Genomic DNA, 25,601 nt, shown 5'->3' on the forward strand with positions numbered 1-25,601 from the left:
GGTATACCGGTAGTCTGGTTTGTCGCCCAGAATACCCTTTATGTCACAATATATTTACAAAATAGTTTTGTTTGTTTTACGTTTACGTTTACGTAAACCTGTGTGATTGTTTAAGGTAACAGGGTATTCACTAACAAGAGAACCCTATGCAACAGGTGCCGATGCTGATAAACGGGGAATGGGTTAACGGACAGTCAGAAGACAGGATTGTCGTTACCAACCCCGCCACCAATGAACCCATTGCACAAATTTGCAGTGCATCACAAAACGACATGGATGCAGCCGTTGCCAGTGCTGCAAAGGCGTTTGAAAGCTGGCGTGATGTGCCGGTGACCGAACGGGCCCGCGTGATGATGCGTTACCAGGCGTTACTGAAAGCGCACCATGACGAATTGGCGACATTGCTTGCCAGCGAGACCGGCAAGACCTTCGACGATGCCAAAGGTGATGTATGGCGCGGTATTGAAGTGGTTGAACAGGCGATGAACGTGCCGTCTTTAATGATGGGCGAAACGGTGGAAAACGTTGCCCGTAACATAGATACCGCCAGCTTTATTCAGCCGCTGGGTGTATGCGCCGGCATCACACCGTTTAATTTTCCGGCCATGATCCCGCTGTGGATGTTTCCGCTGGCCATTGCCTGCGGCAATACCTTTGTACTGAAGCCCTCTGAGCAGGATCCGCTGACGCCTAACCGCCTGGCAGAGTTGTTTATGCAAGCCGGTGCGCCGGCAGGCGTGCTGAACGTGGTGCACGGCGGTAAAGAGCAGGTTGATGTTCTGCTTCATCATGAAGACATTAAAGCCGTGTCATTTGTGGGGTCTGTTCCCGTTGGTCAGTACATTTACAAAACTGCCACCGCCAACCTCAAACGTGCCCAGTGCTTCGCCGGTGCGAAGAACCATACGGTGATCATGCCCGACGCGAACAAAGAACATGTTCTGAATAACCTGGTGGGTGCATCGGTCGGGGCAGCCGGGCAGCGTTGTATGGCAATTTCTGCTGCAGTGTTTGTGGGCGGGTCTGAAAAGTGGATCCCTGAGCTGGCTAAACGTATCAGTGAAATTAAACCGGGCTTGTGGAATAACCCCGAAGCCGGTTTTGGTCCGCTGATCTCTGCAGCAGCAAAACAACGTGTGTTATCGCTGATAAAAGCCGGTAAAGAAGAAGGCGCAGAATGTCTGGCAGACGGATCTGACTTTACTGTTCCGGGATGTGAAAAGGGTAACTGGGTAGGTCCGGTGGTGTTTGACCGCGTAACGCCGGAAATGACCATCTACAAGGAAGAGATTTTCGGTCCCGTCTTGTCCTGCATGCGGGCAGAGTCTCTGGAGGATGCACTGAAGCTGGTAAATAATAATCCTTATGGCAACGGCACCAGCATATTCACTAACAGCGGTGCAGCGGCCAGAAAGTATCAGCGTGAAGTCACTGTGGGCCAGGTGGGAATTAATGTGCCGATCCCAGTGCCGCTGCCATTCTTTTCGTTTACCGGCTGGAAAAATTCGTTTTACGGTGATTTACATGCTTACGGTAAACAGGCAATCCGCTTTTATACCGAAACCAAAACGGTAACCAGTCGCTGGCTGGATGATGATATTCCGGGTGGTCCGAACCTGACTATTTCCATGGATTAGAGGAGACGACGATGGATTTTTCATTAAATGAAGAGCAACTGGCATTCACAGACACTGCTCGTCAGTTTGCCAGGCAGGAATTTGCACCGTTTGCCGCGCAGTGGGACAGAGAGCATCACTTTCCGGTTGAGGCCATTAAAAAGGCCGGCGAACTCGGTTTCTGCGGGTTATACACCCCCGAAGACGCTGGCGGTCTGGGCTTATCGAGGCTGGATTCGTCGTTGATTTTTGAGCAACTGGCTATGGGATGCACTACCACTACGGCCATGCTGACAATCCACAATATGGCGACATGGATGATTGCATCCTATGGCACAGAGGAGATAAAAAGCAGCTGGTGCGACTCACTGGTGAGCGGAGAAAAACTGGCGTCGTATTGCCTTACCGAACCGGGCGCCGGTTCTGATGCGGCTTCACTTAAAACCAAAGCGGAACGCACCCCTGACGGGTATCGTCTGAACGGCGCAAAGGTATTTATTTCCGGCGCCGGCGCAACAGATGTACTGGTGGTCATGGCCCGTACCGGCGGGCCCGGTCCGTCGGGTATATCTGCTTTTGTAGTACCGGCGAAGGCCGAAGGGGTGATATACGGCAAAGCCGAAGAAAAAATGGGCTGGAATGCACAGCCTACCCGCATGATCACATTCGATAATGTGCTGGTGGATGAAAGCAGTTTACTGGGCGCAGAAGGTGAAGGGTTTCGTCTGGCGATGCAGGGGCTGGATGGCGGCCGGGTGAACATTGCGACCTGTTCTGTGGGCACGGCACAGCAGGCACTGGAAACCGCGGCAACCTATATTCAGGAGCGTGAGCAGTTCGGTAAGCCGGTGGGGGCGTTTCAGGCTATCCAGTTCAAAATGGCCGATATGGCCACAGAGCTGGTGGCAGCCAGGCAACTGGTGAGGCTGGCGGCCTGGAAGCTCGACTGCAATGACAAAGACAAAACCACTTATTGTGCAATGGCCAAAAGTTTTGCCACAGACACCGGGTTTATGGTGTGCAACGAGGCGCTGCAGATTCACGGCGGGTATGGCTATATTAAAGAATATCCGCTGGAGCGGCACGTAAGAGATGTGAGAGTGCATCAGATCCTGGAAGGCACCAATGAAATCATGCGTGTGATCATTGGCCGCCGTCTGATGGGTGAAATGAATGACATTCTCTGACACAGTAACGGGCATCATCAGCACTTTCGAAGGACAGGTCATGTCTGCAGAACAACGCATTATTATTAATGAACACCGCACCGGTTGTGGCCGGATAGCAGGGCACATTACATTGAATAAGCCGGCGTCTCTGAATGCGCTGGATCTTGATATGGCATCAGCCATGCTGAACCAGCTGAATGTATGGGCACAGCAGGAAGATGTGCTGTTCATCATTATCGACGGAGCCGGTGAAAAGGCTTTTTGTGCCGGTGGCGATATCGTTTCCATGTATCATGCGATGAAATCCGCGCCCGGTACTATTCCGCCGTTTATCCGTGATTTCTTTACCGTGGAATACGAACTCGATTACACCCTGCATACTTACCCCAAACCTGTTGTGGTGTGGGGCGACGGCATTGTGATGGGGGGCGGTATGGGCTTGTTGCAGGGCGCTTCTCACCGTGTTGTGACGGACAAAAGCCGCCTTGCCATGCCCGAAGTGACGATTGGCTTATTCCCTGATGTGGGAGGCAGTTATTTTCTTCCCCGCTTAACCGGTCAACTCGGCCTGTTCCTTGGCCTGACTGCGGCGCAGGTAAATGGTGCTGAAGCGGTAAAGTATGGTCTGGCCGATCATTTGTGTGCCCACAGCGACTTGGCTGATCTCATTACACAATGGAAAAGTACTGAGTGGAAATCAGGCAGCCGTGAGGACGTTGCCGGTATGCTGGCAAAGAGCCTGAATGCCGGTACAGCAGATGCGTCACCTGAAAACAGTCAGCCCGGTGACCGGATTGCGCCATGGCTTGAACGTATCAATGCAGCTTGTTCACTACAGTCTATACAGGACGTCGTTGCTGCCATTACAGCTATCGATGCCGGTGGTGATAAATGGATGTTAAAAGCTCAACAGGCGCTGGCATCCGGTTCACCACTCACGGCTGCGCTGTTTTACCGCCAGTTTCAGAAAGGTAAAACACAGTCACTGGCAGACAGTTTCAGGATGGAACTGAATATGGCCTGCCATTGTGCACAATACGGCGAATTACAGGAAGGGATCAGGGCGTTGCTGATAGATAAAGACGGCAAGCCGGGCTGGCGGTTTAACTCCGTTGCCGGGGTCTCTGATTCAGACATTGATCCGTTCTTCTCATCCCCCTGGCAGTCAGGTCACCCGCTGGCCGGACTGGGAGAATCTATATGAAAAACATTACTTTTATAGGTCTTGGCAATATGGGCTCGCCCATGGCGGCGAATCTGATTAAAGCCGGATATAACGTGACGGTTTTCGATCTGGTGGAAAGTGCAATGGATGCGCTGTGTGACACAGGAGCCCGTAAAGCGGCAAGTGTGTCTGATGCCGTGTCGCAGGCTGAAGCGGTGATTACCATGCTGCCGGCTGCGGCCCATGTACGCAGCTTATATTGCGGTGAAGCAGGCATACTGGCTTCACTGAACACATCCTGTTTGCTTATCGACTGCAGTACCATTGACGCAGACACTGCCAGAGAAACCGGCAATAAAGCGGAGCAGGCGGGTCATCGCTTTATCGATGCGCCGGTTTCCGGCGGCGTTGCCGGCGCCACAGCCGGTACCCTTACTTTCATTGCGGGAGGCAAAGCAGAAGTGGTGGAGCAGGCATCGCCTCTGCTGAATGTCATGGGGCAAAACCTGTTTCATGCAGGGGATACCGGTGCCGGTCAGGTTGCCAAAATTTGCAATAACATGTTGCTGGCTGTACTGATGGCCGGGACTTCAGAAGCACTGCAACTTGCCATCGATAACGGGCTGGATCCGAAAGTCATGTCTGACATTATGTTACAGAGCTCCGGTTGCAACTGGACCCTGCAGAAATACAATCCGTGTCCCGGTGTGATGGAGTCTGTACCGTCATCCAATGCTTATCAGGGGGGCTTTATGGTCAAACTGATGAATAAAGATCTTGGCCTGGCAATGGACACCGGAGCTAAAACAGGCAGTTCACTGCCCATGGGGTCAGCGGCACAACAGCTTTACCGGATGCATCAGCGCAAAGGGAACAGTGAGCTGGATTTCTCCAGTATATTCACGCTTTTCAGTAAAGATACTATCTGATCAAAGTACTACCTTCCTTAAGAAAAGCCGTCTCGTCCCGTTAATGTTAGTTCAAAGGTAACATTAACGGGCAGCCGGCTTCATCTTTTTGAACCTTGCAGTTCCTCCTCATTCTGTTACATTCCCTGCGTTTTCACAGGCAGAACAGGTTTTCATTATGTGGCAATGCCCTATTTGTCAGTCTCCGCTGGTGTGCGGTAACACATGGCGCTGTAACAACAATCATAGTTTTGATGTATCCAGGCGGGGATACGTTAACCTGTTGCCTGTACATAAAAAAAGCAGCAAAGATCCCGGCGACAATAAAGCCATGCTCGACGCCAGAAAGACCTTCCATCAATACCGCATTTATCAGCCGTTGATGGACAAGATGGCCGAAGTCGTATTAAAAAGCGAAGTGATGTCCGCGTCAGGATCCGTTGTTCTCTATGATGCAGGTTGCGGTGAAGGCACGTATTTACACGTGATTAAATCTGCGCTGGAAGCGGCCGGAAAGTCTGTGGTGGCCAGTGGCAGTGATATTTCCAAAAGCGCAGTGGATTTGGCCGCCAGACAGCCACGGGATGCGCAGTTTGTTGTGGCCAGCAGTTTTGATTTACCGGTTCAGGACAGTCAGGTTGATCTGATGCTTCAGGTTTTTGCCCCGGGCCGTGACGACGGGTTTGCCCGCGTTCTCAAGCCTCAGGGTTTATTACTTCATGTTACACCGGGCCCGGCACATTTGATGGCACTGAAAAAAGCTGCTTATAAAATCCCCCGTGAACATGAATTGCCCGCTGATGAAAGACGCGGTTTCACTTTGCTGAGCCGGCAGCGGATTCACTGGCAGGCCACTCTTGAAAATGATTCGCAACGAAAGGCGCTGCTTCAGATGACACCGTTTGCCTGGCGTCTGGATGAGGAAACCAGGGACTCATTGTGCCGGTCACTGACAGATGTTGAAGCGGATTTTTATGTTTCCTTGTGGCAGGTAAAACAAAAATAGCAGGCGAAATAAAAACGCTGCCGGAGAAGGCAGCGTTTCTGAATTCCCAATTCCCATTATTCAGGAAAGGTGAAATAAATCCGGTAACGGTTTTTACCGTGAAAAATGGGTCAGGTGCTTGATGGCACGACTGAGTAAATCCACATTCAACGGGTCGTTGCTTCGCTCACGGCTGTCAATGTCCGATATTTCAAAGCTGCCGTTACTCAGCACTTCAATTATTTGCTGATTATGCAGCACCACCACTTTTTCACCGGAAGTACTCACCAGCCAGTTACGTTGTGGTTGCAACAGATTTTGTCCGGTGGAGTAGAACTGGACCGGCGCTGCGCAGCCTAATGCATTCAGTACCGTAGGCGCTAAATCTTCGGTGCTGGCAATACTGCCTTTTACATCCAGCGTCGTAAGCAGTTTTCCACGGCGGGTACCGCCACCTTCAGAGAAGCCGGTGGCAATGATCACGTCACTTTGCGCAAACACATCGTCGCTCAGCATATCTGCAATTTTGTCACCCGACAGGAAGGCAATGTGCAATCCGGCATGATTATTACTGACAGGCTGTCGGTAACCGTCAAGCATACTGGCAGGCAGTGCTTCGTCGACGTGAATAGACACAGGCATGCCCAGACCCACGGGTAAGGCCAGCAAAACCGGTCTTTTCTGTTCCAGTGTATCGCGGTAAATTTCCGGCACCCCGAACAGGGTAGTCAGGATCAAGCCGTCCAGTGACGAAGCTGTAGAGAAATAGTTGTTCATTTCTCTGAGATCAAACTGTGGCATGTCAGGCAACGGTGTATCGTCTGTTTGCACGACCAGAGCCAGGGTACGGTCAACTTCAATATTGCAGTAAACCGGTTCCGTTGGGTAGGTCACCTGATGAATTTGCGGATCAAACTGCAGCTGTTTGCGTTCCTTATAGCGTTCCAGATCCAGCAGACCATAGCGGGACATGGTGGTTTTTGCCGTAGCCGGATAGGACAACGGAAACATATTGTCCTGTTTCACGATAGGCTGATACAACTCAGCATCAGCCCACACATGAATCGCATGGCTGGCGACAAAACAGGTAAGGAAAAAGCCGGTTACCGGCGTACCGATTTTGTGATGCTGTAAACGCTCCACACGTTTCCATAACGCATTGGCCAGTACAAGCTGAAAACCGAGCCAGACCACAAACAGCAGTAATAAGTACATCCACTGTTGTAAACCAAACTGACTGATTTGATTTTGTGCTTCGTTGCGCAGTAGATCGGCAGAACTGAAGCTTAAATGAAAGCCTGTGCGGTTGAACAGCAGGGCGTCAAACGCCATCAATGCCAGCCCGGTTGCCGCGATGGCGGATGCCGCAAACTTGATAATTCTCGGATTCGTCGCCAGGTAGCACAACGGCAGAATGAATATGACAAAACCGGAGAAGGTCATAAAACCAATATGACCGAACCAGTTAAATACCAGATACAAGGCACCTAAGGCCGTACCCGGTGAAGGAGAGGAAAAAATAAATACTGAGGCGATGATCATGGCGATGGCTATATTAGCCAGCGCGAACCAGTGGCCCCAGTTTACCAGGCGTGTGACCCGCTGACGGCGAGGTGACTCCGCTAAAATCATTATTCAGCCCTGTTAGTTAACACTTTTCTGTAATACCGAAGCGAATTGTTCCGCCATGGCTTTGCGGTTAGCAGCGGGAACCTGTGTATTAAGAATGTGCGTGATGACATTGCCCAATACCATGAGCTGTAAATCACGACTGGCCTCATTTTCCTCGAGTGTGAGGATGACTTTATCCATTAGCGCTTCAAAATCCGAATCGGAATAACGGCTTTGCTGGGGCATTGTAACGCCTCTTTTACTGTTTTCTTTACTAAAAAAGAATGGAATTTAATTTTAAATGATTATAATCGTTGTCTGAGTGATAACAATCATTCATTCGTAAATCCCGCGAATTCCACTGTAAATTCTCAACTAAACAGGATCCCAGATAGTCTATGAGTGCACTGATTCATCATTTTGTTGTTCACCGGTTAGTCGTCAGCGGCGAAGACAAGCTGTCCATCATTCCACGGGACAAGTGTCTTGCGGTGACGCCGGAAATCGAATCACTGGCTCATCAGATCAATCACAGTTTTAACAGCAAGCCCGGAAAAGGTGTGGGCCATTTCACTGAAGAAGCAGCAGGCGGTGAAGATACCATTCCTTTTAAAACGTCACTGGCAGAATTCATACACGCGCAAAAAGAGCGCGTGGACAACCTGGAAGATATCTTCCATGCCTTTACGCTGACTTCCGGTGACAAGCTGATTAAAGCCCTGACCGATACCGGTACAGTGCAAACAGGTTTTCTGATTTTCTGTCAGTATGAGTTTCTGGCAACACAGTATCTGATGATCACGTTACTGAATACCCGTTCCCACGTGGAAATCAATCAGGCACTGGAGCTGAATGCCCGCGAGCACCTTGATTTGGCGAAGATGCAACTGGCAGTACGCATTGACCTTACTCAACTTGAGATCCAGCCGGAGCAAAAACGCTACGTAAGCTTTATTAAAGGACTCATGGGCCGCAAGGTGTCTGATTTCTTTATGGATTTTATTGGTTGCGAAGAGCTGGTGGACATTAAGCAGCAGAACAAACAACTGATTTCTTCGGTAGATGCTTATCTGGCCAGTGAGAATCTTGACCGTGAAGAACAGCAACAGCACCGTGATGAAGTGAAGTCTTATTTCAAAGAAAAGATAGACAGTGGTGAAAGTCTGTCGATTAAAGAGTTATCCGGACGGTTATCGCCGGACAGTGACAGCGAACACAGTTTTGAGGCGTTCACGCAAACGCTTGAGGCACCGCTGGAAGAGAATATTCAGCCTGATCCTGCTGCGCTGCGTCAGCTGGCTAAATTTACCGGACAGGGCGGCGGTATTTCCGTTAGCTTTGAACGTAAACTACTGGGAGACAAAATCATCTACGACCCGGTGTCAGACACACTGACCATTAAAGGTATTCCCCCAAATTTAAAAGACCAGTTGACCAGACAGTCAAAAAATTAGGTACAATAGCCGTTATTCACCCGTAACAGTAACAAAATGCGGGCTAACGTTCGTAAGCAGGCAGGTGAAACCTGCCTGCTTTGTTTAATTTATCGTATAATGCCGGCAGTTTAAGTTCCGGCAACAAGGTTTTACATGCAATTATTTGTCAACGACCTCACCGTCATGGATTTTTCTTACCTGTGCCCTGAGCGGGGAATGGTGGGAGAAAGCTGGATCGTGGATGTGATCCTGTCCGGCGATCTTAACGATGAGAGTATGATTCAGGACTTCGGTAAGGTGAAAAAAAACCTGAAGCGACTGATTGATGATTATGTCGACCATAAATTGCTGGTACCTGCTGACTACGCCAACGTGGCGATTGTGCATGAAGACAACAGCGAACATGTGGATGTACGGTTTACCTGCAACGACGGCAGGGTGATTCAGCTATATTGTCCGGCAGAGGCTTACGCATTCATCTACGGTGAAACGGTTACTAAGGACTCCACCGGCAGCTACCTTCGCGAAGTGATTGCTACTCATCTGCCGGAAAACGTAGATAACCTTGAGCTGATTCTGCGCACCGAAGTGATCACCACGCCGTTCTATCACTACACCCATGGCCTGAAAAAACACGATGGCAATTGCCAGCGTATTGCGCATGGTCACCGTTCTAAAATCGACGTGTTTGTAAACGGTGAAAATAGCCTTGAGAGTCAGCAATACTGGGCATCACGCTGGGAAGATATTTATATTGCCTCGGAAGAAGACAGACTGGCTTTTTCAGCCCGTCAGGCATCAGGCACTGTGCCGGCAGACAGAGAGTATTGCTGTTTTGCCTATGAATCATCGCAAGGCTACTTTGAAATATTGTTGCCTGAATCAGATTGTGAAGTCATAACTACTGATTCCACCGTGGAATGTCTGGCTCAGTTTATTTTTGATGAAGAAAAAGCTCGCCAGAATGGTGGCTTTGTGAAAGTGCTGGCTTATGAAGGCGTAGGAAAAGGAGCACTGGTGTGCGACTGATCCCGCTGGCTCTCATTGCGCTGATTTCACTGTCTGTTTTTTCCTTGCAACAAAGCCTTGCTGCCAGTGAAGCCTCTGAAGCCGGTGCGCTGGTTCTGAATGGTAAATTTACGCAGGGCAGTCTGTTTCGTGGACAGTTGCCGCCCGGAAGTCAGGTTACATTGAATGGCGAAGCACTCAAGCTCAATGCGCAGGGCAAATTTGTATTTGGTTTCGCCCGTGAATCAGCACTTAATCATACTTTATCCTGGACGCTGCCTGATGGCACAACAGGTTCAAGAGACATTGAACTGGAAAAGCGGCAGTACAACATTCAGCGTATTGACGGTTTGAAGTCTTCCATGGTTTCGCCGCCGGAAGAAACACTTAAACGTATTCGAAGAGACAGTACTGTAGTAGCTAATGCCCGCGGGAATATTTCTGATCTGGATGCTGTATTTACCGGTTTTATCTGGCCGGCAGAAGGCCCGGTAACCGGTGTATACGGTAGCCAGCGGGTGCTTAACGGTATTCCTAAAGCGCCGCATTATGGCGTTGACGTTGGTGCACCAACCGGTACGCCTGTTATCGCTCCCGCAGCGGGTGTGGTGAAATTATCAGATGATTTGTATTACAGCGGCAATACCGTGATCCTCGATCACGGAATGGGTGTGTTCTCTACGTTTCTGCACCTTGACTCTTCGAAGGTGAAAGCCGGGGATGTGGTCGCGCAGGGGGACGCTATCGGTACCATCGGTGCGACCGGCAGAGCAACAGGTCCCCATCTTGACTGGCGGCTTAACCTCGGTAAAACCAGGCTGGATCCAGCGTTACTGGTACCGCCCCGCCACTAATAACTTATGTTCAGTTAACCCTGTAAAAGTAATCAGCCCCTGTACGGGGCTGAATCATTTATGCTGTAGCCAGCCATGCTGCCAGCTTTTCCTTATCTTCAATGGTGAAGTAACAGGCTTCCTGCCGCTCTTCAAGCACAGGCAGTGATAACGTCAGCAAACGGCCATCACGTACTACCGTCAGCGGCAAGGCAGATTCACCGGTTTGATTCAGCAGACGCTGCAGCAGAATGTCATTCACTACGTAGCCATCCAGTGCAATGATCCTGTCGTTGACCTGTAGTCCTGCCCGGCAAGCGGTACCGTCTTCAAATACAACCTGAACCGTTACGCCGGTTTCTGCATTTTTAATGGCAGCCCCTAAATGATGTTTCTGGTAAGCCGGTAAAGGCGGCACACCACCGCGGTCAGATGCTGAGTTTTTCGGCCTTGTATGCAGCGTTACGCCAATATCAGCCAGCCACTGATTCAGGGGCACGTCTTCTTTGCCGTAAACAACAGCCTGAAGATACTCTGATACATCAATATTGAAAGTTTCACGGCAAACTGTCTCAATCACATCATCAGGGGTGCCGGTTTCCTCTGCACCGAATTGCTGCCACAGTGCCTGCATTAAACTGTCCAGCGACACGTTACCCTGCGACTTTCTGCGTAACAGCAAATCGAGTCCAAAGGCAATGATGCCACCCTTTACATAGTAACTCACAATATTGTTGGGAGCTGATGCATCCTGTTTGTAGAACTTGGTCCATGCATCAAAACTGGACTCTGCCACTGACTGTTTGAAACGTCCCGCTGTCACCTGTAAACGGGTGAGGTTCTGACCAACAATTTCCAGATATTTTTCAGGGCTGATAAGGCCCGTTCTCGCCAGCGTCACATCGTCATAAAAGCTGGTAAAGCCCTCATAAATCCAAAGCTGGGGGGTATAGACTTCTGCGCTTAAATCCGGTTTCAGGAAAACGGAAGGACGAAGGCGCTTAACATGCCAGGTGTGAAACAATTCATGACAGCAGAGGCTCAGAAAGGTGACGTACTGATCAGTTTTGCCACCGCCTTCACGTTCCAGCGGTAAGTCAAACCGGGGATAGAGCAGGGCCGTAGAGCTCCGGTGCTCAAGGCCGCCAAAGCCACTGTCGCTCAGCAATGTCATGAACACATAGCGGTCCACGGGCGAGGGCTGACCAAACAAATTAAGGTGATGCTCACAAACCGGCACCATGTCTTCACATATTCTCTTCGTGTTTACCGGCGTTTTGCCACTAAAGAGGAATACAAATTCCACGCCCTGAACCGTTACACTGTCGAGCACACACTCACCCATGATTACAGGGTGATCAATGAGCTCCGCGTAATCTTCGCAGATAAAATGCGTACCGTTTGTGTCATCAGGCTGCATGCTGGTTTCAACATGCCAGTGGCTTAAGGACTCAGGTAAAGATACCGTCACTTCACAGGACGCTGCGGGGAGGTCGTTGACCTGCAAGAAGACACTGGTGCCATTAATAAAGCCGTATTCGTCGTTCAGATAAGCTGCACGTACGGAAAGATCAAAGGCATAAACGGTGTATTCCACAGTGACTGGCTGTTTACCTGCTTTAATTTGCCAGGTCTGTTTATCTGTTTTCGCGACAGGTAAGGGATTGCCTGCGTTGTCTGCAGCTGTCAATGTGATGATGTGTCTGGCGAAATCCCGCACCATATAGCTGCCGGGGATCCACGCCGGTAAGCTCAACGTCATTATATCAGTGTCGCAGGCGGGAATTGTGAGGGTTACTGCGAAAAGATGTTGAGAGCGGGAGCGGACGGAAAGATCGTATCGCAAAGAATTCATGTAAATATCCGTGAAAAGTCATGCAGAGTGCTATCATGCATCACACCGGACTTTTTGTCAGCATCAGCGAAAAGGGAGTATGATAATGTCACTGACTGAAAAGGAGTACAGCCTGCTGTGAGTAAAGCCGAAACCACCTCTTTAAGTAAAGATGACATGACTGCATTGAAAAGCCTGGCGCCCGGCACCGTTGTCGATTTACAGATAGAGACACCCACTGCACCGCAACGCCTTAAAACGCACTATGTGGGTATGGATATTCCTAACGCATTTATTTTCCAGGTACCAAATACCCATAAATGGGCCAACATGCGTGATTATCTTGTTGCCGGCAATGAAGTGGTCGTAAGGTTTGTGATCGAAGGCGGGCTGGGGCAGGTTATTGCCTTCAAAACTACGATTTTAAAGTGTTTCAGCAAACCGGTCAGTATTCTTATCACCGGGTTTCCGTCTAAGCTGCAAACCATGGGGCTACGCAGCGACCGGCGTTCCCAGCCGGGCATTCCTGTCAGTGTCTATTTAGATCAGGAAGAGCAGGAGAGAGTCCGGGGCCTGATCATTGATGTATCGAAAACAGGCTGCAAACTGGCCATAAAAACGGGTTCAGAGGACAGTAAGCTTGAAGTTAACAAAAAAATAACATTGGGCTGTAAATTGGATGGTGAAACCATTAGGATAGACAGCAACGTGCGGAACGTTGCCGAAGTAAAAGGATACTATTATTACGGTATTCAGTTTACCAGTGAGCAAAAGGCGGTCGAAACCTTAATTGAACGCTATATTCTGGCTCTGTAGCAGAAAAAGCTCAGGCTTTCCGTTACCGCCGGCGGATCCATTTACGGAGTGTTATTGATATGCGACAAATTGATAAGTTGTTATTGCAATACTCGGAAAGCCACCAGAATAAAACGAATGTGTTAATCCACGCCGTCGCGGTGCCGTCTATTTACCTCGTTACCCTGGGTTTAATATGGAGTATTCCGCTCCCCGGCTTTCTGCAGCAAACCGATCTCACCTGGGCCCACCTGCTTGTGCTGCCGGTCCTGTACTACTATTTCCGCCTGTCCGGTCCGGTAGGCGCGGCTATGACGCTACTGACAATTATCAGTTTCGGTGTCATCAATCTGATTGATGGCAGCCCTGTGGCTGTGTGGGAATTTTGTCTTATCTTGTTTGTTGTCATGTGGATCCTGCAGTTTGCCGGTCACAAAATCGAAGGCAGGAAGCCGTCGTTTTTCGATGATATCCGTTTTTTACTCATTGGCCCGGCCTGGTGGTGGACTCACTGGTTTAAGCGGTTAAATATAAGTTATTAAGCAAAATACACTGCGACAAGGTGCCGGGGAAGCACGACCAAGATTGCCATGAACCCGTTTAATATGCGTATAATTGAAATTACTATTTGATTTTACGGTAATAAAGTGAGTCGTTGGCAACAGTTATTCGAAAGTAACGAACGCTTATTCTGGACCTTGCACAGCGTGGGCTGGGCGGGTTTTGCGTTAATTTATTATATTGGTTCGTTTCTTCATGATGTCCGGCCTATCTGGGTCTTTATCATTTTGCTCAATGCTTATGCCGGCTGGTTACTGACCATTCCGTTACGGTATGTGTTTCGTTGGGCCAGAAAACTGTCTCCTTTGAAAATGATCACTACCGTCATTCTCGCCTGTTATGTGGTGGCGCTGGTATGGGCAGTAGTAAAGAACGTCAACTACTGGGAAATCTATAAGCACGGCTACCGGCCCGATGCCTGGTATCTGTACTTTACCAATACGATTAATTCTCTGATCATGGTGGGCTGCTGGACGGGTACCTATTTTGGTATCAAGAACTTCCAGATGCTGCAAAAAGAAAAGCAGAATGCATTAAAAGCCAGTACCATGGCACATCAGGCGCATATTAAAATGTTGCGCTATCAGCTTAACCCGCACTTCCTGTTTAATACACTGAACGCCATTTCCACGCTGATCCTGCTGAAAGAAAATGATATTGCAGAAGCCATGGTGTCACGGTTATCGGACTTTTTACGCTATTCTCTGGATAATGATCCCATTAAGCGGGTTACTTTGGGTGAAGAAATCAAAGTACTGCGTTTGTATCTTGAAATAGAAAAAGTACGATTTGATGACAGATTAGATGTAGTATGGGATATTGAACCTGATTGTGAGTCAGCCCTGGTGCCGGGGATGATTTTGCAACCGCTTATTGAAAATGCAATTAAACACGCCATATCCACTATGGAGAACGGCGGTCAAATTTCCATTTCTGCACGTACCTTTGGCAACGACCTGTTAATGGATGTCGCTGATAACGGGCCCGGTGCGGAAATAAAGGATGGTCAGCTGCATCGTGAAAACGGTGTGGGGTTAGTGAATATAAAGGAACGTCTGCAGTCTTTATATCAGCGTAATTTTGCTTTTTCGGTTGAACATAATCAGCCGTCAGGCATACGTGTGAGACTGCGGATCCCTTACGAAGTATAAGACGTAAAGCATGAGTGATCGTAAAATAAAAACTGTCGTGGTAGACGACGAGCCGTTGGCAAGGAAAGGGTTACGCACACGTCTGGAACGTCACGCTGATGTAGAAGTGGTGGCGGAATGCCAGAATGGTCTGGATGCGGTAAGCGTAATTTCTAAAAACCGGCCTGATCTGGTTTTTCTGGATATCCAGATGCCGGGTCTGAACGGGTTTCAGGTTATTCACAAGCTCCGTGAACTGAACCAGCCAATTCCCATGATTGTATTTGTCACCGCTTATGACAGCTATGCCATCAAAGCGTTTGATATTCATGCAGTTGATTATTTGCTGAAACCGGCTGATGATGCCAGATTGTCAGATGCGCTGGTGAAAGTAAGAGAGTATTTCACTACCCGCGACCAGGATGAGCAGTCCCGCAAGCTGGTAAATCTGGTGGCTGAACTTACCGGTGATGATACAAACGAAATTCTCCGTAAACTTGCCAGTGGCGAGTCTATCGACACCAATCCTTATCCTGAAGTACTGGCCATTAAAGACGGCTCTGAAGTGACCCGTGTTGCCGTGCAGGATATCCAGTGGATTGACGCTGCCGGTGACTATATGTGTGTTCATGCGTTGGATGGTATGCATATCATGCGTAAAACCATGAAGGAACTGGAACAGGAACTGAATCCCCAGTGGTTCGTGAGAGTTCACCGTTCTGCCATTGCCAATATCCGCTTCGTCAAGAAGCTGGTCAGTCATATCAGTGGCGAGTATCACCTTATTCTGCAGAATGACACCGAGCTGAAAGTCAGCCGCAGTCACCGCGATAAAGTCAAAGCCGCGATGAAGATGTAGAAAAACGGAGCATAATGCTCCGTTTTTTAATTTATCTGCCTTGGAACAGGTTACGCATAACGGTTGTTCATAAGCAGTGTCATGGTATCAACTGACAGGTCGTCCAGCGGTTTACGTTGCTTCCAGGTACCTTCCAGCGGTACCTGAACCGGTTTACCATGTTGCTCTCCAATCATCACGCCGGTTACAGCACTGCCCGTCAGTGTTGCCGCATAGGCACCCAGTTTAAGTGCCAGCAACCTGTCCTGAGAGACCGGCGAGCCGCCCCGCTGCACGTGCCCGAGAATAACAGGACGCACTTCTGTTTCAGTAAGCGATTCCAGTCGTGAGGCTAAATCAGCAATCCCGCCGGGCCAGAGGTTTTCCGCCAGCACGATGATATAACTCACGTTACCGCGCTGTTCCCGGCGTTCATTGAGCTGAGTCAGGATGTCTTTTAATGTCTTTTCTTCGCTTTCAAACAGTTCCGGCAAAATGACATAGTCTGACGCTGAGGCAATTGCTCCGTTCAGGCCGAGGAAACCGGCATGTCTGCCCATCACTTCTACCAGAAAAACACGCTCAAATGCATCAGCTGTATCCCGTACTTTATCCACGGACTGGACAGCGGTTTCAATGGCGGTGAAATAGCCGATAGTGGCGTCTGTGCCGTTAATGTCGTTATCAATGGTACCCGGTAAACCAATGATCTGACCCTGCCAGAATTTTCCAAGATGGGCCGCGCCGCGAAAAGAGCCGTCACCCCCAATGATAAAGAGGGTATCTATACCGAGCGCAATAAGATTAGCTGCAGCAAGCTTACCGGACTTATCTGTCTTGAAAGGCTTGCAGCGGGCACTGTGTAAAATCGTGCCCCCGCGCTGGGCGAGGTTGTGTACCTGACGACTGTCCAGCGTCATGTATTCCTGTGACAGCAAACCGTTATAACCATGCAAATAACCGACGATGTCATGGCCGGCCCGTTCACAAACCAGCACAATGGCACGAATACAGGCATTCATGCCGGGAGCATCTCCTCCCGAGGTGAGTATGGCTACTTTACTGTTCACGTTCCGTCCTTATTGAATCAGAGCCGGCAAAGTATGCCAGCGGGTTGAACTGCAAGTGTTGATACGAATCATATAAGCCACAGAGAGACAGAATTGTTACTAAAAATTAAATAGTATTTACTGTGATTTTCAGGGCTTTATAGTGATAACACATTACCGTGAAGCATAGAGGTGAGCGTATCATTGTTCAATGGTTTCAGGCAGGAACAGTCATGAAAAAATGGGTAACGGTTATATTTGTCTTATTGCTGGGCGGATGCAGCAGTAAACTGGCTTACAACAATCTGGACTGGCTGGTTTACTGGTACATGGATGATTACATCGAGCTGAATAATCGCCAGGAAGCCATGTTTGATAAGCAGCTGGACAAGTGGATTGACTGGCATCGCAGTAAAGAATTGCCCGCCTACATCAATCATCTGAAACTGGTGAAAGAGGATTTGGCAGAGAACCGGCTGACAGAACAGCGCCTGTTGTCTCATTACACCAAAGCCACGGAGCACTGGCAGCGTTTGCGGGAGGAAATCACTCCGCCTCTGGCATCAATGGCGGGCGAACTGTCTGACGAGCAGGTGATCAGACTGTTTGCTGCACTGGAAAAGGACAACAAGGAAACAGAGGAAAAGATAGAAGAAACCAATGAGTGGTCAGAACAGGAACGCATGGAAGACCGTGTAGAAAGCCTGGAAGAGGATATGGAAGAAAGAATTGGCGGACTGACAGAGGAACAAAAACAGTTAATTCAGGATATGGCGCCCGGCTTCATGCCGTCACGGGAATTGTGGCTGGCATACCGGCGTGATTTACAGCAGCGGGCGAGGGTGTTATTCGCCGGCCGTAAGAGTAATCCTGATTTTACTGAGCAGCTGACTGCACTGATGCTCAATCCTGAACAGTACCGGTCTGAAGCATTTCTTCAAGTCTGGCGAAACAATCGACAGCAACATGCCAGACTGGCGTCATCTGTCGCAAGTTCTCTGACAGCGAAACAAAAAAGCAAGCTGGAGGATGAGATCAACGATATGATTACCAGTCTCGAAGATTTGCTGGACGAATAACTGCTTGGAATCCCAACTCAGACCGGTCTACGGTTTTTTACTCTCACTGCTGACCGCTTTTTTGTGGGGCGTGCTGCCCGTGGCGTTAACCCTTTGCCTGAAGGTAATGGACAGCCCGACAATTACTTTTTACCGGTTCCTGACGGCAGGGCTGGTGGTATTTTTTATTCTTAAAATACGTCGCAGCCTGCCTGTTGCCGCATCGCTGACCCGCAATGGCTGGCTGCTGGCGGCCATTGCTACGGTGATGCTGGTAACCAATTATGTCACCAACGTTATGGGATTAAATTACCTCAGTGCGTCCAGTGCCCAGGTTCTCATGCAAATTGCGCCGTTTGTGCTGATGACCGGCGGGGTGTTGTTGTACAAAGAGTCGTTTACCAAAGTGCAGTTTGCCGGCGCGGGACTTTTGATCCTCGGGCTGGGATTGTTTTTCAATCAGCGATTGCCTCAGATATTCGCCTCAGAAACAGAAAGTATTGCCGGCCTGTTCATCATCGCCGGTTCAGCTGTCGCATGGGCTATTTATGCACTGGCGCAAAAACCATTGTTACGCACTTTATCAGCCAGACAACTCACGCTTATCATGTACGCCGCAGGTGGCATGTTACTAATCCCGCTGAGTACCCCGACAGAGCTGATGTCCATGGACGGTCTGCAAATGGCTGCACTGGTGTTTTGCTGCCTGAATACACTGGTTGCCTATGGTGCTTTCACCGAGGCGATGCGTGTATGGTATGCGTCGAAGGTATCCGCCGTGCTGGCAGTACAACCTGTGTTTACTTTCATCAGCATGACGTTAGCTGAGAAAATTATGCCTGATACCTTCCATCAGCCGGAACTGGACAGTGTTGCTTATGGCGGGGCATTGCTTGTGGTCACCGGCTCGATGATGGCCGCGCTGGGAAGGAAAAAACCTGTTAAAGTGTTATCAGGCAGCCTTTCCGGTAAGTCCTGATAATTCTGCTCTCAGTTCCTCAAACTTTTGCAGGAACTGAGGTTTCATGAACATACCATCCAGCAGTTTCAGCAGCCGCTTGCTGTCTGTTAATAAAGCCGGCTGCTCTTTAGTATCGGTGTTCAGCAGTTTAATCACGCATTGCAGCAGGTTGAGGGCAACCCCGGTATTCACCGGTGCAAACTGCAGGGCTTTGGTGAAAGACGTGCGTGCCGCTTTAAAATCGCCCTGCTGATAATGTTCAATGCCTTCTTTGTTATGCATAGAGTAAAGCTGTTGTTTTTCAGCAGCCTTTTGCTTGTCAGTATCCAGCATCTGTTTTACAGAATCGTGCAGGTTACCTGATCGAATTACATTCACCAGAGCGTCTGCTTCATCATACTCGCCGATGGCATACATCACTTTTAAACTGTCCGGCGCATAGGTTTGCGGATAAGACTCGTATTTGTGTTGTATCGCTTCCTGGCCACTGTTCAACGCCCGCTTAGCTTCAATGAGCTTTCCTTCAATGCTGTGAAGACGGGCTGTGAATATTTGTTCATAGATCACGAAATCGAATTCGTCGTTATTACGGCTGAGGTAGTCGTCAAACTTACCCCGCTGTACGGCAAGATGGGCTTCCTGCTGATAGCGGTTACGGGTTTTCTTATCTTCAGCGTTTTCCGCTACTTCCAGAATACTGCGAATGTAGCTGCACCAGATATCCGCATGCTCTTTCACCGTTTTACGGGACAATAACCAGATTGCCTGCGCACTTTCACTGGCCAGCACAAAATCTTTGTGTTGACGGGCGATATGACAGGCAATGTGATGACGCTCTGTGCAGTAAGGGGAAATTTTGATGGCATGACGTATGGTTTCTGCAGCCCGCTCAGTGTCGTTATTGAGTAACTGGCATTCTGCCACCACGTCATAAGCTTCGGCACTGAAACGGTTACGTTGCAGAACGCTTTGTGCCATAGAAAGGGCCTTGTCCCGCTCATTCATTTTCAACCAGTTTTTAGCCAGTGCCAGTTGCAACCAGGGCACCGGTCTGTCTGTATCAAAATCGCTCAGTACGTTCAGAGCACCGGCGAAATCTTTCTGCTGCCAGCAGATGCCGGTAAGCAACTGCACTACGGAGCCACGGTAAGGCCGGTTAGTAGCAAGTAATTTTTCCGCCTGCTTTCGGGCAAGGGCAGTATCGCCTTCATGGAGAGCATGATAAACGGGCAGCAGGACCTGGCGTTTTTTCCAGGCCCGTTCAAGACGGGTTTTCAGCTGGTTCTGGGAAAAGGGTTTTATCAGGTAGTCGTCAGGTCCGCGATCAATAGAGCCCAGTACGAAGGGGCGGGTGCTGTCAGCACTGATCAACATCACAATGGCTGAGGGTTTTGCCAGTTTCTGACTACGCAGCTCTTCGATAAATTCAAAACCGTTCTTTTTGTCAGAACCCAGATGAAGGTCGCTGATGATGATATCAAACTTGCGTTTCCGGCACAGGGATAACGCCTGCTCAGCAGAGGGCTTGGTGACAACTTCGGTTGCACCCATTGAATGCAGCAGTCCCCGCAAAACCAGCAGAAAAGGGCGCTGATCTTCTATAATCAGTACACGTTTATCTGCGTAATTCATCTACCTGTTACCCTGAAACCAGACTTTAGTATAATGATCGGACCATTACGCCTAAAGTTCAAGTATGTAAATTTGTACGGATCTGTCTTTAGTTATCCCGGTCAATGCCGATAAGCATAGTATGAGTACACCTGATTTACCCTTTGACTCTGGCCGGCTACCGGCACTGATCCCTGATCGTGAATGGAACGGGGAGCTTGCCCGTGCGGCAGGCAAAGGCGCACAGTTCTCCCTGTTCCTTGCCATGCATTGTCATCCCGGTGCTGAGCACTTTTCACTGTTACCTGCAGAGGCAGACGGGGTTACCGGCGATCCTCATTTTCCCGACCGTCTGAATCACTATAAACGGTCACCGCTTAAACCCTCTGATGCAGATTATCTGGCGCTCAATACCACGGCAAAGATGGCGAATTCCGGCTCAGCAGCAGCTTTTTCATTATGGCAGTCTATGCATCCTGATCCGTTAAGTGCCCATGACAACGCCACGCTCATTCCTCCCGAAATTAAGGAAAATTGCAGTCTGGCAACCCGTATGCGGTTGCAGCATATTTCCCGCGCGCCGGAACCTGTAGATGAAACTATGCTGGATGAGGTGATAAGTGGTTCTTCCTCATTGCTGACTGCCTGAAAAAATGCTTATTTTTTGTTAGATCCTGAGCTGATTTGGAAAATCGCAGACGTTCTGGTATATTTCGCGCCGCAATTTGCACTGGTCTTACGCTCCAATCAGCAAAGGTAAATATAAAATGACTCAATATATCGTTTGCGCGATGTACAAATTCGTTGCGCTTGAAAACTATGAAGCCATGCGCCAGCCCCTCCTCGAAAAGATGGAAGAGCAGGGTATTAAAGGCACATTACTGCTTGCCAGCGAAGGCATTAACGGCACAGTTTCCGGTCCCCGGGAAGGGATTGATAGCTTACTCGCTTATCTGAACAGCGACCCGCGAATCAACCCTATCTCTTATAAAGAATCCCTGCATGAAGAGCAGCCGTTCTATCGCACCAAGGTAAAACTGAAAAAAGAGATCGTGACAATGGGGGTGGAAGGTATTGATCCCCGTCATACGGTGGGTACATACGTTAAACCCAAAGATTGGAACGACCTTATCAGTGATCCTGACGTGCTGGTTATTGATACCCGCAACGATTACGAGATTGAAATCGGTACTTTCAAACATGCCGTCGATCCAAAAACAAAGACCTTCCGTGAATTTCCTGATTATGTGAAAGATAACATGGACCCGGAAAAGCATAAGAAGGTGGCCATGTTCTGTACCGGCGGTATCCGCTGTGAGAAATCCACGGCTTACCTGAAAGAGCAGGGATTTGACGAGGTTTATCACCTGGAAGGCGGTATTCTGCAATATCTGGAAGATGTACCGGCAGAAGAGTCTTTATGGGAAGGTGACTGCTTTGTATTTGATAACCGTGTTGCGGTAAATCATGATTTACAGAAAAGTCAGTATGATGCCTGCTATGCCTGTCGTTTGCCGATTACTGAAGAAGACAAACAGTCTGATAAGTACGAGCCGGGTGTGAGTTGCCCCCATTGTCACGGTACACACAGTGACGACCAGATTGCCCGCTTCCGCGAGCGTGAAAAACAGGTTCAGCTGGCGAAAGCACGCAGCGAAGAGCACGTGGGTTCTGATGCAAGACTGGCAATGGAAAAACGTCGTCAGGAAAAAGCAGAAGAGCAGCGTCAACGTGCGCTGGCAGCAAAACAGGCACAGGTTAAGTAGACAGCCGGGAAGTTGGGTTGTACACTTTGTTCATAAGTCGTAATTAATCAGGACATTAAGTGAGCACCCAACTTACAGAAGAAAAAATCGCAGAAATCAAAAGTGATTTCAGCTTCTTTGATAAAGACGGTAACGGTCAAATCGATCTGCCTGAATTTATTGAACTGCTGACCGTATTGTCGCCGAAAACGAAAATGAGCCATGTGGAAGAAGGGTTCAAAATTATTGACGACAATGATGACGGCTACATCGATTTTGAAGAATTTCTTGCCTGGTGGCAGGAAGGCTGGTGGGAATATTAATCCTGCATTGTTTTAAAAAAAACGGGCTTATTCAGCCCGTTTTTTTGTGTCATTCTTCTTCGTCATCGTCGATGACGTCATTGCGTTTTTTCTTCATCACCGGCATATGACCGGCTTCATCGCCTTTCATGGTATTCACCCGTCTTTTCACCGGAGGCTTTTGACCGGCAGAGCCGGTTTTACTGCGATTGCGCTCATCCTGTCCTTTTGTATTCTTCAGCTTCTTCTGCTTTTTACCGCTGAACTTCGCCGGTAACAGGGGATGCGTGGTACAGTCAACATCATAGCTGACATGATCTTTAATCGTCAGGTAGCTTGCCCAGTCCCTCGGGCCCACAAATGAAATAGCAACACCCTTGTCTCCGGCCCGGCCTGTACGGCCAATCCGGTGGATATATTCATCAGACTGTTTCGGCAGGTCAAAGTTGACGACTAAGCCTACTTTGCGCAAATCCAGGCCCCGGGAAGCGAGATCCGTTGTAACCAGCACACTATTCTGACCACGACTGAAATTACTCATGATGGCAGCCCGCTGGTTTTGCGGCAAATCACCCCGTAAAGCAACAGCTTCAAGATGCTGCTCATTTAAAATGGCAGCAATGCGGTCTGTGTCTTCTCTGGTTGCTGTAAAGACTACCGCCTGATTGTAGTCCTGTTCTTTAAGTACCGTGAGCAGCAGGTTATCTTTGTGTCCCACGTCATCGGCAAAATACAAAGTCTGGTCGATATCCTGATGGGCAGCAGTAGACTCACCAACGGCCACACGTACAGGAGCCTTTAATAAGTCGCGGGTTAAATGACTCAGGGCAATATTGTCCAGCGTGGCAGAAAACAACATTGTCTGACGCTTACGGTGATCCGCGAAGCGGTTGATCAGGTTAAGCTGATCCGCAAAGCCTAAATCCATCATACGGTCTGCTTCATCGAAAATAAGCAGTTCCAGCCCGTTAATAAAAAATGATTTGTCTTCCAGGTGATCGGCAATCCGGCCAGCGGTGCCCACAATGACATGAGGGTTGCGGCGCAGCACTTTGATTTGATCGTTATAATTTTCACCACCAACAATCAGTGCGCTTTGCAGGCCGACACCGTTAGCAAGGCTGCGTAATTCCGAGAACACCTGTTTGGCAAGCTCTCGGGTAGGGGCAAGAATAAGTGCGCGGGGATCCTGCTTGCTGAGCGCCTTGTTGGTCATTAACCGGTGAACAAGAGGGATCAGAAAAGCAAAGGTTTTACCGGATCCGGTTTTTGACGATGCCATGATGTCCTTGCCCTGCAGAGCCGGCAGAATAGTTTGTTCCTGCACTTCAGTGAGGCTTTCCAGGCCTTTTTCCTGCAAACGTTTGACAATTTTATGGTGAACCGGAAGATCGGCAATTAACAAGCTCAAGTGAATACCCCGTATAAAACAATGGCGGTATTATCCACGAAAGGCTTTGTCAGATAAAGGCGGGAAGCAAAGTAAAAAGGTGCGGTAAGGCACCTCTTTACTTTATGTCAGGAAGATTAAAGTTGCATTTCCGGTACATCATCAGCGGCAATCAGTTTGCCGGCGGTCTTTTCACGGATTTCGTCCACGGAAACACCGGGCGCCCGTTCATACAGATGAAAAGCACCGTCTGCAACTTCAAGTACGGCCAGATCTGTGATGATGCGTGTAATGCAGTTCACGCCGGTAAGGGGCAGGGTGCAGGCCTCTAACAGTTTTGAATTACCGTGTTTGTCGGCGTGAGTCATGGTAACAATGATGTTCTTCGCTCCGGCCACCAGGTCCATGGCACCGCCCATGCCCTTAATGAGTTTGCCGGGAATCATCCAGCTAGCGATATTACCGTTTACATCGACTTCAAATGCGCCCAGCACAGTGAAATCAACGTGCCCGCCACGGATCATGGCGAAGCTGTCGGCGGAACTGAAAATAGAAGCGCCGGTGATAGCCGTCACGGTTTCTTTACCGGCGTTGATCATGTCCGCGTCAATTTCGTCTTCATCAGGATAGCGGCCCATGCCTAAAAGGCCATTTTCTGATTGCAGCATGACCTCTATGCCTTCGGGTACATAGTTAGCCGCCAGGGTAGGAATACCGATGCCGAGGTTTACGTAACTGCCGTCCTGAAATTCCTGCGCCACTCGCATTGCGATTTGATCTCTGGTTAATGCCATGATTACGCCTCCTTCTTCGCGGTAACGCGACGCTCAATACGTTTTTCGAATGTACCTTTAATCACGCGGTCTACGAAAATACCCGGGGTGTGAATTTGAGAGGACTCAAGTTCACCGGGTTCTACAATTTCTTCAACTTCAACCACAGTGATTTTACCTGCGGTGGCTGCCATGGGATTAAAGTTTTGTGCGGTGTGACGGTAAACGCAATTTCCGTAGCGGTCTGCTTTCCAGGCTTTGACAATAGCAAAGTCACCGGTAATAGACTCTTCAAGAATATAAGGCCGGCCGTTAAACTCTTTGACCTCTTTGCCTTCACCGACAGGTGTGCCGTAGCCTGTTGCCGTGTAGAACGCGGGAATACCGGCGCCACCGGCGCGCAGTTTTTCAGCCAGCGTACCTTGCGGGGTCAGTTCGACCTCAAGTTCGCCGTCGAGCAACTGTTTTTCAAACAGGGCATTTTCACCAACATAGGAAGACACCATCTTTTTGATTTGGCGGTCTTCAAGCAAAATACCGAGACCAAAGCCGTCGACACCGCAGTTATTTGATACCACAGTCAGGCCTTTAACACCTACTGTTTTGATTTGTGCAATTAACCCTTCCGGAATACCACACAGTCCAAAGCCGCCGGCCACAACGGTCATGTTGTCAGACAGACCTTCCAGTGCTGCTTCATAACTGGTAACGACTTTATCGAAACCTGACATATGAATCTCCTGTTGATGAATAATGAATCAATTAAAGTATCCGTGACTGATAAAATTTTGTAAAATTGATTTTATATCAATATTAATAAAAT

At 49.1% G+C, this 25,601-nt stretch carries 25 protein-coding genes; 17 read left to right on the forward strand and 8 right to left on the reverse strand.

Translation table 11 applies throughout. The annotated features are described in order from the left end of the window. The first annotated feature begins 146 nt into the window (after window positions 1-146). From J3369_RS09700 to J3369_RS09720, 5 genes are all read left to right on the forward strand, one after another. Window positions 147-1,637 carry a CoA-acylating methylmalonate-semialdehyde dehydrogenase gene (locus J3369_RS09700; RefSeq protein ID WP_349586103.1) on the forward strand — a complete coding sequence of 497 codons (1,491 nt, stop codon included), beginning with the start codon at window positions 147-149 and terminating at the stop codon, window positions 1,635-1,637. Between the two features lie 11 nt (window positions 1,638-1,648). Beyond that, window positions 1,649-2,803 (forward strand): acyl-CoA dehydrogenase family protein, encoded by a 1,155-nt coding sequence (locus J3369_RS09705; RefSeq protein ID WP_349586105.1) that lies wholly within the window; start codon window positions 1,649-1,651, stop codon window positions 2,801-2,803. Next, a complete protein-coding gene (locus J3369_RS09710) occupies window positions 2,790-3,989 on the forward strand; it encodes an enoyl-CoA hydratase/isomerase family protein (RefSeq protein ID WP_349586107.1) in 1,200 nt (399 codons plus the stop codon). The genes J3369_RS09705 and J3369_RS09710 overlap by 14 nt, the downstream gene beginning before the upstream one ends. Then, complete coding sequence (gene mmsB, locus J3369_RS09715; protein ID WP_349586109.1) at window positions 3,986-4,879, forward strand: 3-hydroxyisobutyrate dehydrogenase; 894 nt, start codon at window positions 3,986-3,988, stop codon at window positions 4,877-4,879. The genes J3369_RS09710 and mmsB overlap by 4 nt, the downstream gene beginning before the upstream one ends. Before the next feature lie 157 nt (window positions 4,880-5,036). Continuing rightward, the gene (locus J3369_RS09720; protein WP_349586111.1) at window positions 5,037-5,864 is read left to right on the forward strand and encodes a putative RNA methyltransferase; all 828 of its coding nucleotides are present in this window, start codon (window positions 5,037-5,039) and stop codon (window positions 5,862-5,864) included. A gap of 93 nt (window positions 5,865-5,957) precedes the next feature. Here the strand turns inward: J3369_RS09720 and J3369_RS09725 are convergent, their stop codons facing one another. Beyond that, entirely contained in the window at window positions 5,958-7,475 is a 1,518-nt protein-coding gene (locus tag J3369_RS09725) for a DUF3413 domain-containing protein (protein ID WP_349586113.1), read from the reverse strand. Window positions 7,476-7,487: 12 nt separating this feature from the next. After that, complete coding sequence (locus J3369_RS09730; RefSeq protein ID WP_349586115.1) at window positions 7,488-7,700, reverse strand: YejL family protein; 213 nt, start codon at window positions 7,698-7,700, stop codon at window positions 7,488-7,490. Window positions 7,701-7,852: 152 nt separating this feature from the next. Here J3369_RS09730 and yejK point away from each other — a divergent pair, with 152 nt between their 5' ends. The 3 genes from yejK to J3369_RS09745 all read left to right on the forward strand — a co-directional run bounded on the left by yejK (window position 7,853) and on the right by J3369_RS09745 (window position 10,752). After that, on the forward strand, window positions 7,853-8,908 hold the full coding sequence (gene yejK / locus J3369_RS09735; RefSeq protein WP_349586117.1) for a nucleoid-associated protein YejK: 1,056 nt from the start codon (window positions 7,853-7,855) through the stop codon (window positions 8,906-8,908). Between the two features lie 135 nt (window positions 8,909-9,043). Continuing rightward, window positions 9,044-9,919, forward strand: coding sequence for a 6-carboxytetrahydropterin synthase (locus tag J3369_RS09740; RefSeq protein WP_349586119.1), 876 nt, complete (start codon window positions 9,044-9,046; stop codon window positions 9,917-9,919). A gap of 23 nt (window positions 9,920-9,942) precedes the next feature. Next, on the forward strand, window positions 9,943-10,752 hold the full coding sequence (locus tag J3369_RS09745) for a M23 family metallopeptidase (protein ID WP_502877435.1): 810 nt from the start codon (window positions 9,943-9,945) through the stop codon (window positions 10,750-10,752). A gap of 58 nt (window positions 10,753-10,810) precedes the next feature. Here the strand turns inward: J3369_RS09745 and J3369_RS09750 are convergent, their stop codons facing one another. Beyond that, window positions 10,811-12,586 carry a M61 family metallopeptidase gene (locus J3369_RS09750; protein WP_349586121.1) on the reverse strand — a complete coding sequence of 592 codons (1,776 nt, stop codon included), beginning with the start codon at window positions 12,584-12,586 and terminating at the stop codon, window positions 10,811-10,813. 117 nt (window positions 12,587-12,703) lie between these two features. Between J3369_RS09750 and J3369_RS09755 the strand changes: the two genes are divergently transcribed. The 4 genes from J3369_RS09755 to J3369_RS09770 all read left to right on the forward strand — a co-directional run bounded on the left by J3369_RS09755 (window position 12,704) and on the right by J3369_RS09770 (window position 15,910). After that, the gene (locus J3369_RS09755; protein WP_349586123.1) at window positions 12,704-13,381 is read left to right on the forward strand and encodes a flagellar brake protein; all 678 of its coding nucleotides are present in this window, start codon (window positions 12,704-12,706) and stop codon (window positions 13,379-13,381) included. 59 nt (window positions 13,382-13,440) lie between these two features. Next, on the forward strand, window positions 13,441-13,902 hold the full coding sequence (locus tag J3369_RS09760) for an Mpo1 family 2-hydroxy fatty acid dioxygenase (protein ID WP_303574166.1): 462 nt from the start codon (window positions 13,441-13,443) through the stop codon (window positions 13,900-13,902). 105 nt (window positions 13,903-14,007) lie between these two features. Beyond that, on the forward strand, window positions 14,008-15,072 hold the full coding sequence (locus J3369_RS09765; protein WP_119501297.1) for a sensor histidine kinase: 1,065 nt from the start codon (window positions 14,008-14,010) through the stop codon (window positions 15,070-15,072). A gap of 10 nt (window positions 15,073-15,082) precedes the next feature. Further along, window positions 15,083-15,910: a LytR/AlgR family response regulator transcription factor gene (locus tag J3369_RS09770; protein ID WP_119501298.1), complete on the forward strand. Its 828-nt coding sequence runs from the start codon at window positions 15,083-15,085 to the stop codon at window positions 15,908-15,910. A gap of 50 nt (window positions 15,911-15,960) precedes the next feature. Here the strand turns inward: J3369_RS09770 and J3369_RS09775 are convergent, their stop codons facing one another. Next, window positions 15,961-16,959, reverse strand: a complete 999-nt coding sequence (locus tag J3369_RS09775; RefSeq protein ID WP_349586126.1) for a 6-phosphofructokinase — start codon at window positions 16,957-16,959, stop codon at window positions 15,961-15,963. A gap of 212 nt (window positions 16,960-17,171) precedes the next feature. On the opposite strand from J3369_RS09775, the gene J3369_RS09780 reads away from it, so the two are divergent. Together J3369_RS09780 and J3369_RS09785 are read left to right on the forward strand one after the other, a co-directional pair. Then, window positions 17,172-18,017 carry a DUF6279 family lipoprotein gene (locus tag J3369_RS09780; protein ID WP_349586128.1) on the forward strand — a complete coding sequence of 282 codons (846 nt, stop codon included), beginning with the start codon at window positions 17,172-17,174 and terminating at the stop codon, window positions 18,015-18,017. Window positions 18,018-18,021: 4 nt separating this feature from the next. Continuing rightward, window positions 18,022-18,975 carry a DMT family transporter gene (locus tag J3369_RS09785; RefSeq protein WP_349586130.1) on the forward strand — a complete coding sequence of 318 codons (954 nt, stop codon included), beginning with the start codon at window positions 18,022-18,024 and terminating at the stop codon, window positions 18,973-18,975. Here J3369_RS09785 and J3369_RS09790 read toward each other — a convergent pair. Then, a complete protein-coding gene (locus tag J3369_RS09790) occupies window positions 18,949-20,589 on the reverse strand; it encodes a response regulator (protein WP_349586132.1) in 1,641 nt (546 codons plus the stop codon). The two genes, J3369_RS09785 and J3369_RS09790, sit on opposite strands and share 27 nt — an antisense overlap. 121 nt (window positions 20,590-20,710) lie before the next feature. On the opposite strand from J3369_RS09790, the gene J3369_RS09795 reads away from it, so the two are divergent. The 3 genes from J3369_RS09795 (at window position 20,711) to J3369_RS09805 (ending at window position 22,636) form a co-directional block, all read left to right on the forward strand. Next, window positions 20,711-21,217 carry a VC2046/SO_2500 family protein gene (locus tag J3369_RS09795; RefSeq protein ID WP_349586134.1) on the forward strand — a complete coding sequence of 169 codons (507 nt, stop codon included), beginning with the start codon at window positions 20,711-20,713 and terminating at the stop codon, window positions 21,215-21,217. A gap of 118 nt (window positions 21,218-21,335) precedes the next feature. Next, entirely contained in the window at window positions 21,336-22,334 is a 999-nt protein-coding gene (gene trhO / locus J3369_RS09800) for an oxygen-dependent tRNA uridine(34) hydroxylase TrhO (RefSeq protein WP_349586136.1), read from the forward strand. A 59-nt stretch (window positions 22,335-22,393) separates the two neighbouring features. Continuing rightward, window positions 22,394-22,636 carry an EF-hand domain-containing protein gene (locus J3369_RS09805; RefSeq protein ID WP_119501305.1) on the forward strand — a complete coding sequence of 81 codons (243 nt, stop codon included), beginning with the start codon at window positions 22,394-22,396 and terminating at the stop codon, window positions 22,634-22,636. A gap of 49 nt (window positions 22,637-22,685) precedes the next feature. On the opposite strand, the gene J3369_RS09810 is transcribed toward J3369_RS09805, so the two are convergent. The 3 genes from J3369_RS09810 to J3369_RS09820 all read right to left on the reverse strand — a co-directional run bounded on the left by J3369_RS09810 (window position 22,686) and on the right by J3369_RS09820 (window position 25,509). Further along, complete coding sequence (locus J3369_RS09810) at window positions 22,686-24,020, reverse strand: DEAD/DEAH box helicase (RefSeq protein WP_349586244.1); 1,335 nt, start codon at window positions 24,018-24,020, stop codon at window positions 22,686-22,688. Window positions 24,021-24,142: 122 nt separating this feature from the next. Next, entirely contained in the window at window positions 24,143-24,799 is a 657-nt protein-coding gene (locus J3369_RS09815) for a CoA transferase subunit B (protein ID WP_349586138.1), read from the reverse strand. Between the two features lie 2 nt (window positions 24,800-24,801). Next, on the reverse strand, window positions 24,802-25,509 hold the full coding sequence (locus J3369_RS09820; protein WP_349586140.1) for a CoA transferase subunit A: 708 nt from the start codon (window positions 25,507-25,509) through the stop codon (window positions 24,802-24,804). Window positions 25,510-25,601: the final 92 nt, after the last annotated feature.

The sequence above is a fragment of the Alteromonas sp. NFXS44 genome (assembly GCF_040148705.1).
In the GTDB taxonomy this organism is placed as follows: Bacteria; Pseudomonadota; Gammaproteobacteria; order Enterobacterales; family Alteromonadaceae; genus Alteromonas.

What these genes read in the sequence shown, in the direction of transcription:
- J3369_RS09725 (WP_349586113.1), bottom strand. Translation starts at nt 7,475, where the DNA reads ATGATTTTAGCGGAGTCACCTCGCCGTCAGCGGGTCACACGCCTGGTA.
- J3369_RS09705 (WP_349586105.1), top strand. Translation starts at nt 1,649, where the DNA reads ATGGATTTTTCATTAAATGAAGAGCAACTGGCATTCACAGACACTGCT.
- J3369_RS09820 (WP_349586140.1), bottom strand. Translation starts at nt 25,509, where the DNA reads ATGTCAGGTTTCGATAAAGTCGTTACCAGTTATGAAGCAGCACTGGAA.
- J3369_RS09795 (WP_349586134.1), top strand. Translation starts at nt 20,711, where the DNA reads ATGAGTACACCTGATTTACCCTTTGACTCTGGCCGGCTACCGGCACTG.
- J3369_RS09790 (WP_349586132.1), bottom strand. Translation starts at nt 20,589, where the DNA reads ATGAATTACGCAGATAAACGTGTACTGATTATAGAAGATCAGCGCCCT.
- J3369_RS09710 (WP_349586107.1), top strand. Translation starts at nt 2,790, where the DNA reads ATGACATTCTCTGACACAGTAACGGGCATCATCAGCACTTTCGAAGGA.
- J3369_RS09780 (WP_349586128.1), top strand. Translation starts at nt 17,172, where the DNA reads ATGAAAAAATGGGTAACGGTTATATTTGTCTTATTGCTGGGCGGATGC.
- J3369_RS09815 (WP_349586138.1), bottom strand. Translation starts at nt 24,799, where the DNA reads ATGGCATTAACCAGAGATCAAATCGCAATGCGAGTGGCGCAGGAATTT.
- J3369_RS09700 (WP_349586103.1), top strand. Translation starts at nt 147, where the DNA reads ATGCAACAGGTGCCGATGCTGATAAACGGGGAATGGGTTAACGGACAG.
- J3369_RS09720 (WP_349586111.1), top strand. Translation starts at nt 5,037, where the DNA reads ATGTGGCAATGCCCTATTTGTCAGTCTCCGCTGGTGTGCGGTAACACA.
- J3369_RS09730 (WP_349586115.1), bottom strand. Translation starts at nt 7,700, where the DNA reads ATGCCCCAGCAAAGCCGTTATTCCGATTCGGATTTTGAAGCGCTAATG.
- J3369_RS09740 (WP_349586119.1), top strand. Translation starts at nt 9,044, where the DNA reads ATGCAATTATTTGTCAACGACCTCACCGTCATGGATTTTTCTTACCTG.
- yejK (WP_349586117.1), top strand. Translation starts at nt 7,853, where the DNA reads ATGAGTGCACTGATTCATCATTTTGTTGTTCACCGGTTAGTCGTCAGC.
- J3369_RS09750 (WP_349586121.1), bottom strand. Translation starts at nt 12,586, where the DNA reads ATGAATTCTTTGCGATACGATCTTTCCGTCCGCTCCCGCTCTCAACAT.
- trhO (WP_349586136.1), top strand. Translation starts at nt 21,336, where the DNA reads ATGACTCAATATATCGTTTGCGCGATGTACAAATTCGTTGCGCTTGAA.
- J3369_RS09770 (WP_119501298.1), top strand. Translation starts at nt 15,083, where the DNA reads ATGAGTGATCGTAAAATAAAAACTGTCGTGGTAGACGACGAGCCGTTG.
- J3369_RS09760 (WP_303574166.1), top strand. Translation starts at nt 13,441, where the DNA reads ATGCGACAAATTGATAAGTTGTTATTGCAATACTCGGAAAGCCACCAG.
- mmsB (WP_349586109.1), top strand. Translation starts at nt 3,986, where the DNA reads ATGAAAAACATTACTTTTATAGGTCTTGGCAATATGGGCTCGCCCATG.